Source organism: Pontibacterium sinense (assembly GCF_015209595.1).
Classification (GTDB): Bacteria; Pseudomonadota; Gammaproteobacteria; order Pseudomonadales; family Balneatricaceae; genus Pontibacterium; species Pontibacterium sinense.
This window is the reverse complement of sequence record NZ_JADEYS010000014.1, coordinates 17,167-29,441: the sequence shown is the minus strand read 5'-3', so window position 1 is coordinate 29,441 and position 12,275 is coordinate 17,167. Positions and strand designations below refer to the sequence as shown.

Genomic DNA, 12,275 nt, shown 5'->3' with positions numbered 1-12,275 from the left:
ATGAAAACAACAGTGCGAGCGGCCATTTTACTCATTGGCCTGATCATGTCCTCAATCGCGTTCGCTTCAACCAAATCGCCCACGCAAGACCCTATGGGAGGACAGGACTTTGGACACAGCGTTAAGCATATTGGCAACGGACTCTATGTTTTTCGCTGGTGGGTTTACCGCAATATATTCGTCGTGACTGACGAGGGGGTGATTGTAACTGATCCAATGAATCCGAAAGCGGCCAAGCTATTGCAAAGCGAAATCCGCAAGGTGACAGACAAACCGGTGAAATACGTTGTATACAGTCACAATCACCATGACCATATCTCTGGCGGAAACATCTTTAAAGCAGAGGGCGCTAAGTTTGTTGGCCATAGAAATATGGTGAATCAGCTGAGCGATCACCCAAGCCCTGTCATTCCGATGCCAGATATCACATTTGACGACAGCTACACGCTGACTCTGGGTGGACGTACTTTGGAGCTGACATACCTTGGCCCAAACCATGGTGACAGCCTTGTCGTTATGCGACTGCCTGAAGAGAAGATATTGTTTGTGGTTGATATCGTCACCCCGCGCCGAGTGGCATTCAGAGGCATGCCTGATTTTTGGCCGGATGAGTGGATTCGCTCTTTGAAAGAGATCGAACAGATGGATATTGATTACGTTATCTCTGCCCATGGTCCGCAAAATCAGCCAGCGATTGATTCTGCGTCCGTTGTCACAGAGCAGCGAGTTTACCTTGAGGACTTGATGGCGGCAGTAAAAGACGCGATGGATTCAGGTATTCATAGCCCTGATGCATTACGAGAAAAAGTTAAATTACCGAAGTATCAGGAATGGCGCTATTACGACAAATGGCTGCCAATGAATATCGAACGTATCTGGGCGTTCTATCATATGGGTTGGTAATCATCTAACGGATGTTCGTTGAACATAGGGCAAGCTATTCTAATCCACGAATAGTTTGCCCTTATCTATATGTATTTGTGAGAGGGTGCCGATTATTGCTTATCCTGATTCACTTTCTCGGCCAGTAGACAGAGCATCTCCCACATGAGCGTGGCACCGACCAGCGCGGTTGCACCGCTTGGATCAAACGGCGGCGATACTTCCACCAGATCCGCACCAATCAAATTCAGACCACGTAATCCCCGAACCATCTGCTGGGCTTCAACGGTGGTCAGGCCGCCGATTTCCGGGGTACCTGTACCAGGAGCGAACACCGGGTCGAGACAGTCCACATCAAAACTGATGTAGGTTGCTTGGTTGCCCACTACCTCGCGAGCAACCTCCAATGCTTTATTAACACCGAGTTCGGTAAATTCTTCCATCCGCATGACGCGAATGCCTTGCGCCAGGCCCCAGTCATCGTCATGTTCGCTGTAGAGTCCGCCACGAATACCGATCTGAACCACGCGTTTAGGATCAAGAATGCCTTCTTCTATCGCGCGTCGAAAGGGCGTGCCGTGGGTATATTTGCATGCACCGAAATAACGATCCCATGTATCAGTATGAGCATCGAAGTGCACCATGCCCAGTGGGCCGTGCTTCTTCGCCAGTGCTCTTAAAACGGGCAGACTGACAAGGTGATCACCGCCGGCACCGAGGGGCATGATGTTGTGTTCCACCATCTCGGACACAAAGCCTTCAATCATCTCCAGCGTTTCTTCGATCTGCAGCGGGTTTACCGGTGCATCACCAAAGTCGGCACAATTAGCCAACTTAAACGGACTGAGATTAAGGACGGGGTGAACCTTACGCATCAGCGCTGATGCATCACGAATCTGTCGAGGACCATGTCGGGCACCGGCACGGTTGGTTGTGCCGCCGTCCCATGGCAAGCCATACAGACCGATGTCAGCTTGTGTTGCTTCGGCGATGGTGTAGTGGGGCAGACGCATAAATGTTGCAATGCCGGCATAGCGGGGAACGGTTTCAGACGCTAAAGGACTGAAGCTGAGTTCTGATTGATCTGGCATTTTGGTTCCTCAACTCGAAGTGTAAAGGTTCACTGTATGAGTTGAGGAAGGTGCGATAAATGGCAAATCTGGCAGGTAAAGTTTCCAAAACAAGAAACTATTCGGATTACGCTGGTTATTAGGCTTTTAAGCGTAGCCGGTGGTGGATGTATCCGGGTGTTTGAAGGCCTGCAGCAGGGCTTCACGTAGCAGATTGGGTCGCGAATCTCGTCTGACGATAATCTTAAAAGGTACCTGATAATTGAGGATGCCTGGCAGAAGTGCACGCATAAGCTGCTGATCACTCCAAAGGCTGGCGTAATGCTTAGGCAGGAAACCAATATATTGTCCGCTGAGGATCAGGGTGGCGATTCCTTCGACCTGATAGGAGGTCGCGCTGGCCTTAAGTTGCGGGAATTGTTCCTTCAGCATCACTGAATGGGTGTAACCCGGTGCAATAAAGTCATGCTGACTCACGGTGTCGATGTCGAGCTGATCGCCGGGAACATCAAACAGGGGATGATTGCGCCCGCAGTAGAAAAGGGATGTTTCGTCGTACAGGTCATAGTACGTCAATCCGGGCAGATCATGATGCTGAGGTACGATGCCCATATTAAATCGCCCTTCAATGACCGCTCGCTCGACCTCGTTTGGCGCAGCCACTTGTAGGTTAATTTTGACCTCAGGTTCTTGCTGATGGAAGGCTCCAAGCACATTGACCACGGGCGAGTTGGAGTCAGTAAGCATGTTGTCGGTGAGGCCCAGCGTCAGTTCACCAATCAGGCGGCTGTGCACCGCATTTACGTTGGCGCGAAACTTCTCAAGATCAACCAGCAGTTCTTGTGTTGCTTCATACACAAGGCGGCCGTGGTCTGTCAGTTGAAAACCAGAGCGGCCCCGTTGGCACAGATGCATATCGAGGCGGGTTTCCAAATCAGACATCTGGCGGCTGATCGCCGAACGGCCGATATTCAGTTCGACCTCGGCCGCTGAAAAGCCCCCGCATTCCACCACGGTTTTGAAGATCCGTAGCAGTTTCAGATCGATGTCAGCGATTTGTCCGGAGAGGCTGGTTCGTTTCATAGGCGTAAGCTGGGTCATAAGAGGATGTTTTTTCAGAGTAACCGAAAAAAGCCCTGTCGACATAGCCGACAGGGCGAATTCAGGCGTTACTTATCATTTCAGGTGTTACTTTGTCGTGCGCTTAAATCTCTTCACGGCCCAGCAAACGGAGGATTCGGTTGAGTTTATCTTTACCGCCGATGCTCTCGTAATGCTTTGGCCACACAGAGGTCGTAGCTTTATCGATCCATTCCTTTTCACCGTTAGCAGGATCACTGATGACCATGCCTTTTTCGACCAACTGTTGTTTGATACGGGTTTCGTTTGCGGTCAGGAATTCAGCACTGTGTTTCGTTGCTGCGTTCCCTGCCTCAATGATGGCCTGTTGGACTTCAGGGCTTTGTTCCTGAAACAACGCTTCACTCATGATCAGTGGTTCGATGGAGAAGATGTACCGGATGTTGGTGACATACTTCTGTACGGTATCGAACTTCATCGCATCCACAGTGACATACGGGTTGTCCTGACCATCCACCACGCCTTGCTGTAATGCCGTAAAGGTTTCGGACCATGCCATCGGGGTTGGATTGCCACCCCACGCTTTGTAAGTGTCGATCATGATCTCATTTTTAGGGACACGAACAATGATCTGCTGAAGGTCTTCCAGCGTTTTGACCGGTTGCTTGGAGTTCGTCAACACACGGAAACCGGTATAAGCCCAACCCACAATCCGCACACCGGCATCTTCAACGGTATTTTCAACCAGCTCCGCACCTACTTCACCTTGTGTCAGCAGTTCGGCTTCCTCAAGGCTTTGAATCACATAAGGCAGTGTAAAAACGCCCACTCTTGGGGAGAACGGGGTAACGTTATTAATCGCGAGGATAGAGAAGTCCAGCGTGCCGAGGCCCGCTTCAACGACGGTATCCTGCTCGCTACCCAGCTGACTGTTCATAAACAACTGACCGGTGTATTTACCATCGGTTTTGGCTTCCAGTTGTTCGACAAATTTCAGGCCAAAGGCGTGTTGAGAGCTGCCTTCTGAATCACCACCAGCAATTTTCCAGGTGGTAGCAGCGAATGAGCTGCTGCTGAAGAGGAGTGCGGCGGTCAGTGATAAGGCTACGGCATTATTATTTTTATACTTCATATCTACCTCAGAGTGATTGTGTTGATCTCCAGAGACCTGCGGCGGAGGAGCCGCTATGTCTAACCTGTCTGGAATCATCCTGCGCCAAACCCTCAATTGAATAAATGCAAACATATGGTTGTTTAGTTGCGGCTTTAGGAAACAATACTATATGACAATCATGTTGGATGACGGTTATAGAACCTAAAGATTGACCGCTTCTGGCCACTCTCTAAGTTAGATGTCTGGTTGTTCAGAAAGTGCGAGATACGAACAGAGGGAAGCGTTTTAAAGCGGGAAGGCGCTGTTGTCGTTTATGAGCTAAAGCGGCACTCGCACGTTTTACAGTGGCTGTGCCGCTCATAGATAGCTTTCAATGTACTGACTTGAAAGGAGGAGCCACATATCAGCGTTGTATCCTTTCGTGGGCTGAGGCGTTCGCTAATGAGCTGAGTCCCCCGTGTCCCGAGGTAGAAACGCGTGTCGCTGCCAGATCTCATAATTGGCCCTGAAGGTTGCCAGATCTTCCCAGACCTTTTTGAAGAAAGGATCTTTTGACTCTTCACTGACGACCTGTTGCCAGGTGTCTTCGAATAACGCCAGCATTTCTGGACTCCAATAAAGATTGGTGACACCACGCTCATTGATGTTTTTTTGCATGGCTTGATATTGGATTGCCTCACCTTGGGCCAGCGTGTTGGTCATCGCCGCTTTGCACAACGCTTCCAGTGTGGCTTGTTGGCTGGGATGCATGCTCTGCCAACTGTTCTGGTTGATCAGTAACTCGATGATACTGGCTTGCTGATGCCAGCCGGGGAAGTAGTTGTACTTGGCCACCTTATGAAACCCCAGCATCTGGTCGATAGCGGGTTGAGAAAACTCGGTGGCATCGATGGCACCCCGTTCCAGTGCCGGGAATACTTCCGATCCGGGGATCAACGATACCGAAGCCCCTAAGTTGCTGAACACCTTACCGCCGAGGCCATAAAAGCGCAGCTTCAGGCCTTTCAGATCTTCTGCTGTGTTGATCGGTTGCTTAAACCAGCCACCACTTTCTGGTGCCAACATGGCACAGGGGATCACTTTCACAGAGTATCCCGCCTGTTGGTACATCTCCTGATAGAGCGCCCGCCCGTTACCGTAATAGAGCCAGGCCATAAACTCACCGCTTTCTGGCCCGAAAGGGACTGAGGAGAATATATTGGCTGCCGGTATCTTACCGGCCCAATAGCCGGAGATGGAAAATCCCGCATTCACCTTGCCACGGGATACCGCATCGAGGATTTCGAACGGTGGCACCAGCTTCCCCGGTTCATAGGTTTTTATCTTCAGTGATCCATTACTGATCAGGGCGGCCTGATCCGCGATCCATAATATTGAGCTTTTTACTGCGGGCAGCGCAGAAGGAAAGGCGAGGGGGACTTTTAGTAGCACCGGTTTGATTGTTTCTGCTGCCTGCAACGATGAGACATTTAACAGGGTCGTCAAGCTCACTCCTAAGACCAACATCTGGCGTCGCAGGATACTTTTCCGGCTCATGTTCATCTCCGTGATAGATCGACAGCGGGTCTAGGTAGATTAGGTCTGAATTTATAGGTTCGCCAAACAAGGTGGCGAAAGTATAGGTGTCGACCTACGATTTGAAAGGGGTAGCTGGCTACGTTTGAACTGAAATTGAAGACACAAAGTGTCGGTAATAGGATGACGTTTATTGTTAAGCGATTACTAGGAACGAATCAGTTAGTTCTTAGGTGGAAAAACGGAGAGGGCATATCATCTGATATTTGATTAGACTCAGGCGCATTAACGTGATCACCTATATCAGGCGACATTAGACTTCTATTTACGATACTTCTCTTTCATAGTACGAAGTTAAAAGGCCAACGTCGGCTAGAACGATAAATTGGACTCATCTCGGTTTATATCTGTCATTTCTCCATAGGAAGGAAGTCGCAGCCAGTTTTAACTATCCGATTCATTAGAATTATGGATTAGCTATATTCAAAGCTCTTGAGGGTACTAAAGTGAATCTCTAAACTGGATTAATTGTTTGATCTTACTGGAAATGCTTGCCAGTCGAGACGGCATGACACGTGCACAAATTAATAAGGAAGTTAGTATGGAGCTGCACCTCAACAGTGAACTTGCGTCAACTTTTTCTTTAGCGGCGCAGCAGAACGCCTACCCATTATTGAAGCGAGTGCTCATATCAGCACCCGTTGCAGGCGAGGGGGAGACCTCAACGCCCGTCACTGATATCCGTGTTCGTCTCACCAGCGAGCCCGCCTTTTTTGAGCCTGAAGAGTGGCTCATAGACCGTCTTGAGGCAGCACAGTCCACGAAGCTGCAAGATCGACCGCTAAAACCACACTTCGATAAGTTGTTGGGTCTAACGGAAGAGATGCGGGTTCAGCTAATGTTCGCGGTATCTTATATTGATAGTGACGGGCAGACGCATGAGCTATCGTCACATCATGAAATCAGTTTCTTGCCAGCCGACTATTGGGGCGGTGAATCGCGCCAAGCTGAACTGTTAGGAGCATTTGTTCAGCCCAACGTTCATGCGGTTGAAGCGCTAACCTCTAAAGTCGCACAGGGGCTTCGCAGCGCAGGGCAGAATAGCGCAATCGATGGCTATCAATCCAATACCCGCGAGCGCCCTTTCTTATTTGGTAGCGCGCTCTGGTCAACGCTCTTTAATGAGCGCCTTATCTACTTGTCGCCACCGAACGGATGGGCTGAGCGTGGACAGCGTATTCGTCCTGCTGCCGATATATTGGAGCACAAGACCGCCGCTTGTCTTGATACCTCGGTCCTGTTTGCCAGCTGCCTCGAGAATATGGGATTGAATCCTGTCATCGCGTTAACTAAGACACACGCCTTCTCAGGCTTTTGGTTGATTGATGAGTGCTTCCCTGTGCTTACCAATGACGACCCGATTGATCTCCGCAAGCGCATGGATACATCCGACATCGTGATGTTTGAGACTACGCTGGTCACCAACGATTCGCCTGTAACATTCAAACAAGCTATCGATCGTGCTAAGACCTTGTTGGAAGAGGATCAAGAATCTGAATTCGTGATGTTGATCGACATCAAGCAGGCACGAGCTCGCAGGGTGAAACCGGTAGGGGCCATAGAGGATAAACTCGTAACGGATATGGGTAACGAGGTCGAAGATGGTGCGACAGATGTAACTATAGGCATCGCCGCCCCACCGCAGCTACCACCTGTACGTGGTGATGATCGTGTCTATGAAGAGACCCCTGAAACTCGCGTTGATATGTGGCAGCGTAAGCTACTGGATTTAACAAAACGTAATCCACTGCTAAATGTGAAAAGCTCCGCTCTGAAGCTTTTCTGCCCTGATCTGGGCACGCTCGAAGATATGCTCGCAGCCGATCAGACGTTTAGCTTTGTTGCCGCGGAAGAAACTCCACTCGTTGAGAATGAACGCAGTACCGAGGCATTTCGTCTCAGTACGGGGGAGGATTTACACAGAGAGTTTGCGCTGCAGCAGCTCGACAACAAAAAGCTCATCGTTAACGACACGGTGAGACGCAAGGACGTAAAGCTCGTCGAACTCCTTCGCAAAGCTAAAAATGATTTGGAAGAGGGCGGCACAAATACGCTATTCCTAGCAATTGGTATGCTTCGCTGGAAAGAGGCACCAGATAGTGAAAAATCGTTCCGTGCTCCACTAATTATGTTACCGGTTAAGCTGGAGCGTCGCAGCGCACAGGCTAAGGTAAAGATGCGTCAGCTTCCCGACGAAGAGCCAATCTTTAACCTGACGCTCATTGAGATGCTTCAGAGAGATTACGATATTAATCTTGAGCAGTTGCGCCACGAACTCCCCGAAGATGAATCTGGCGTAGATGTAGAAGGGATTTGGAATATCGTTCGAGCAGCAATCCAGGATCAGCCAGGATTTATTGTCGTTGAAGAGATTGTTCTGGGTTCTTTTTCGTTTGCGAAGTTCCTCATGTGGAAAGATCTTCGCGATCGTACTGAGCTGCTTAAACAAAGCCCGTTTGTAGAGCATCTTGTCGATCATCCATCTGATGCTTTTAAGCAGGAAAGTTCCTTTGTTGAACGTAACGAAGTGGACGATAAGATCAATCCGGAGTCGTTCTACGCGCCGCTTAACTGTGATTCTTCTCAGATGGTTGCGGTAGAGGCCTCGTCCCACCCGCAAGACTTTGTGCTTGAGGGACCGCCAGGTACGGGTAAGTCAGAAACGATTGCGAACATCATCTGTCACAACCTAGCCTTGGGACGGAAAGTGCTGTTCGTGGCCGAGAAGATGGCTGCACTTCAGGTCGTTTACCGTCGTATGGAAAAGGTCGGGCTGGAGCACTTATGTTTGGAGTTACATTCGAACAAAGCAAACAAAAAGTCGGTACTTGATCAGTTGGGTGCGGCATGGACTCAGCGAGAAAGGGCTACTCAGAGTGATTGGATTGCGAAGGCGCAGAAACTAGAGAAAGTCCGTCATGGGTTGAATAACTATGTGGCAGAGCTTCATTGCCACCATGCTCTCGGTCTATCTGCTCGTGATGCAATGGCACGGGTAGTGCGTTTCTCGTATGAGCACCCGTTACGTCTAGAATGGCCTGAAGACCAAAGCCAAGCACCGGTCAGGACAGAAGCTGACCTCGATCCGTACTTGGAAACCGCAAGGGAGTTGGGTATTGCCTTTGGTGAGGTCGAAGATCTCGATCCTACTAACTTTGAGTCGATCATCCAGCTAGAGTTTTCAAACCAGTGGCGTACTTCAGCTGTCGTGTTTGCGAACCGGGTACACACCGCGGCGAATAAAGCGCGTGCAAGCGTTGTGTCCTTATTGGACGCACTAGAGATCCCTCTTGAGCACATCTCACCAGCTAAGCTCACTCAACTTTCGAGTTTGTCTGAACTGTGTGATCTCGCGATGAATGGTGATGTTGATTTCGCGCTTAGGGGAGGTGGTCCATCTCGAGTTAATGCATTGAGCGATAGCATCTCCCTGCACACGAGGTTGCATGATCAGATAAGAGAGTTTGGTCATGGCCTTAAATGGGCGATGCTCGATGAGTGTGAATGGGATCAATGGATTCAACAGCGAAACGAAGCGACAGGTCTTTTCGGTTTTTTGAAGCGTCATAGCCTACGAAAAACGATGCGTGCTAAAGGACTTGATAAGATCGTAGATCTCGAGATTCTTGAGTCAGCAGTTGCTGCACGTGAAACACTTAGACAGCTTAAAAGCAGTGCTGCTGAGCTCGAAGGAACGCCAGCATGGTCCGGTGTGGATTCAGATCCGCAGAAACTCAATAGATCGCTTACGAATGGTTCACTGGCGCTTGAGCTCTTCAAGACGTTTATCGGATCGTTTGCTGATCCGACGCTTCCTATTGGTACGTTGCGCCGCCACTTAATTGATGGTCGAGACTTCCTATCCGAAAGCTCACAGATCGTTGGGCTGGCTCGCAGTGTGGCCTTCGCCGCCGCGAACATTACAGCGCTTAATGAAGACGCTGAAGCTCTAAAAATCAGCATTAACGCTGATGATGATTTTAGCAAAATCGCGTCTGATTTCAGTGTTGTAGCGGATCAGAGTGAACGTTTGAGCCGTTGGTGCCGTTGGTTGGCGGCTAAGAAGCATGCGACTCAGTACCAACTTGAGCCACTATCGCTGATGCTGGAAACACGTGCGATTGCACCACGAGCTTGCGAGGACAATGCAATGACTGCGTTGTGTGTATGGTTGGCACCGAAATTGATCGATCAGAGTCCTTCGTTAGTTCAGTTTGCGGGTGCGTCTCACGAATCCACCATTGAGATGTTTCGTGAGCTTGATGCTGATGTCTCAGCAACAACAGCCGAGTATATCGTGGCTAAGACTGCTGGTAGCGTGCCTGATCGTAACGCCTCTGATACGCCTGCGGAGTATGGTGTACTCGCACGTGAACTGACGAAGAAAACACGGCACAAACCTGTGCGCGCGTTAGTGAATGAAATGGGAGGGGCTCTCACGGATCTGACACCTTGTTTTATGATGTCGCCGCTATCGGTCGCGCAATTCTTGCCTGCCGATTTTGCATTTTTTGATCTCGTGGTATTCGATGAGGCTTCTCAAATCACCACGTGGGATGCCGTTGGCGTGATCGCACGCGGTAAAAACGTCATCGTTGTTGGCGATCCGAAGCAGATGCCGCCAAGCAACACGTTTGGACGCAAAGAGGAAGAAGATTCGGATGAAGGTGATTTAGAATCCATCTTGGATCAGGCGTTAGCGGCGCGTTTGCCTCATCTTCGTTTAACTGGGCACTACCGCAGTCGCCATGAAACACTGATCGCCTTCTCGAACTCGCACTACTACGAGAATCAGTTAACTACGTTCCCGTCAGCGGAAACGAAAGCTAGCGCCGTAACGTTGCACCGAGTAGACGGTGTGTATGCTAAAGGTCGTGGTCAGACTAATGCCATCGAGGCACAAGCGGTAGTCACAGAGGTCGTTCAACGCCTCTCTGGCATGCTTAATGGAGAGCCAGAACGTTCGATGGGTATCGTTACGGTCAACTCACAGCAACAGCGTTTAATTGAAGACCTCGTTGATGAGGCGCGCCGTAAAAACCCCGAACTCGAACGATTCTTTACTGCAACGGATACCTACGATCCGTTATTTGTGAAAAACCTTGAGTCAGTTCAGGGTGATGAGCGGGATATTATTATCCTGTCTCTGACCTACGGCCCGACTGAGCCTGGTGGCCGCACAATGAGTATGAACTTCGGCCCTCTGAATAAGCAGGGAGGGGAGCGCCGATTGAATGTTGCTGTGACGCGCGCAACGACTGAGGTGCTGGTCTTCTCCAGCTTTGATTCATCCATGGTGGATCTGTCTCGTACACAAGCGACGGCGATAGAACATCTTAAAAACTACCTAGAATTCTCCGAACGCGGCCCGATCGCGTTGGCTGAATTTAGTTCAGCTAATTACGGTGTTGATCAGTTTGATTCAGACTTTGAGCAGGCGGTTGCCATGACGCTTCGCGAGAAGGGGTGGAAGGTTCAGACACAAGTGGGGGTATCTAAATTCCGAGTAGATCTGGGCATTGTCCATCCCGATAAACCGGGGGAATACCTCGCAGGTGTTGAGTGTGATGGCGCCACTTACCATGGTTCACCATCAGCACGTGATCGTGATCGCGTACGTCAGGTGATCCTTGAGAACCTTGGTTGGCGCATCGTTCGCTTGTGGTCTACTGACTACTTCCAAGAGCCTGAATATGCGATGAAGAAACTCCACGAGCGCTTAGATACGTTGTTAGCTGAGGATCGTGAGGCAGAGGCAGAGGCAGAGGCAGAGGCAGAGGCAGAGGCAGAGACAGAGACAGAAGCAGAAGCAGTTTTGGAGCACGAATCTGAATCATCGGCAGAGCTCGATCAGGAGTCTTTAAATGCACGGAGTGATGGCCCAAAAGCGGGTGTCTCTCAGGCCGTAATCGAGTTAGAAGAGCCAGTGGAACAGCGCCTTGCCCAAGTCCAGCGCCAAGAGCCATTGTATGAGCCTTTATGTAATCCAAATTCTGCGAATGATGACATTCTGACTATCCTTCCAACATACGAGAAGGATTGCTATTTTCATCCGGATCATCGGATGAATCTAAGCTTATTGGCTAAATCTATATTGGAGCTTAAGAACGGGATTACGCTTCACGAGCTGACTCTCGATATTGCGCACAAGCACAGCTTGAACCGTAGCTCTCGCAAGCAACGTCAGCATCTACGAGATGTGATTAAGAGTTGGGCTGGCTTTTGGCGAGAGGGTGAGGAGAAAACAACCGTTTGGTTATCAGCGGATGATGTGTGCGATGAGATTTCATGGCGTGGTCTTTACGCCTTTGGTATTGAACGCGATTGGAAGGATTTGTGCTATCAAGAGCAGATAGGTGTCGCGCGTGCTGCACTTGCTGCTCAGCCCAATGATCCGATCGGCTGGCTATTCTCTGAATTTAAGGTCGGTCGTCGTCATAGTTCGACGGCAGAGATTTTCCAGACATGGGTCGATAGAGTTCATAATTCTTGATTAGTTAACGAGCGAGTAATCTATCAAGGACGGCATCCTTATCAGAGATAGCCTTCCTTGA

General features: G+C 49.8%; 6 protein-coding genes. 2 read left to right on the top strand and 4 right to left on the bottom strand.

Translation table 11 applies throughout. The features are described 5' to 3' along the window. Positions 1–903, top strand: a complete 903-nt coding sequence (locus IOQ59_RS13750) for an MBL fold metallo-hydrolase (protein WP_193953959.1) — start codon at positions 1–3, stop codon at positions 901–903. Positions 904–995: 92 nt separating this feature from the next. Here the strand turns inward: IOQ59_RS13750 and speB are convergent, their stop codons facing one another. The 4 genes from speB to IOQ59_RS13730 form a co-directional block, all read right to left on the bottom strand. Beyond that, positions 996–1,973, bottom strand: coding sequence for an agmatinase (gene speB / locus IOQ59_RS13745; protein ID WP_193953958.1), 978 nt, complete (start codon positions 1,971–1,973; stop codon positions 996–998). A 126-nt stretch (positions 1,974–2,099) separates the two neighbouring features. Beyond that, positions 2,100–3,035: a LysR family transcriptional regulator gene (locus IOQ59_RS13740; protein WP_193953957.1), complete on the bottom strand. Its 936-nt coding sequence runs from the start codon at positions 3,033–3,035 to the stop codon at positions 2,100–2,102. A 121-nt stretch (positions 3,036–3,156) separates the two neighbouring features. Continuing rightward, the gene (locus IOQ59_RS13735) at positions 3,157–4,164 is read right to left on the bottom strand and encodes a TRAP transporter substrate-binding protein (protein ID WP_193953956.1); all 1,008 of its coding nucleotides are present in this window, start codon (positions 4,162–4,164) and stop codon (positions 3,157–3,159) included. A 420-nt stretch (positions 4,165–4,584) separates the two neighbouring features. Then, positions 4,585–5,682 carry a TRAP transporter substrate-binding protein gene (locus IOQ59_RS13730; RefSeq protein WP_228050906.1) on the bottom strand — a complete coding sequence of 366 codons (1,098 nt, stop codon included), beginning with the start codon at positions 5,680–5,682 and terminating at the stop codon, positions 4,585–4,587. A 580-nt stretch (positions 5,683–6,262) separates the two neighbouring features. Here IOQ59_RS13730 and proA point away from each other — a divergent pair. Further along, positions 6,263–12,214: an anti-phage protein ProA gene (gene proA, locus IOQ59_RS13725; protein ID WP_228050905.1), complete on the top strand. Its 5,952-nt coding sequence runs from the start codon at positions 6,263–6,265 to the stop codon at positions 12,212–12,214. Positions 12,215–12,275: the final 61 nt, after the last annotated feature.

What these genes read in the sequence shown, in the direction of transcription:
- IOQ59_RS13750 (WP_193953959.1), top strand. Translation starts at nt 1, where the DNA reads ATGAAAACAACAGTGCGAGCGGCCATTTTACTCATTGGCCTGATCATG.
- speB (WP_193953958.1), bottom strand. Translation starts at nt 1,973, where the DNA reads ATGCCAGATCAATCAGAACTCAGCTTCAGTCCTTTAGCGTCTGAAACC.
- IOQ59_RS13740 (WP_193953957.1), bottom strand. Translation starts at nt 3,035, where the DNA reads ATGAAACGAACCAGCCTCTCCGGACAAATCGCTGACATCGATCTGAAA.
- IOQ59_RS13735 (WP_193953956.1), bottom strand. Translation starts at nt 4,164, where the DNA reads ATGAAGTATAAAAATAATAATGCCGTAGCCTTATCACTGACCGCCGCA.
- IOQ59_RS13730 (WP_228050906.1), bottom strand. Translation starts at nt 5,682, where the DNA reads ATGAGCCGGAAAAGTATCCTGCGACGCCAGATGTTGGTCTTAGGAGTG.
- proA (WP_228050905.1), top strand. Translation starts at nt 6,263, where the DNA reads ATGGAGCTGCACCTCAACAGTGAACTTGCGTCAACTTTTTCTTTAGCG.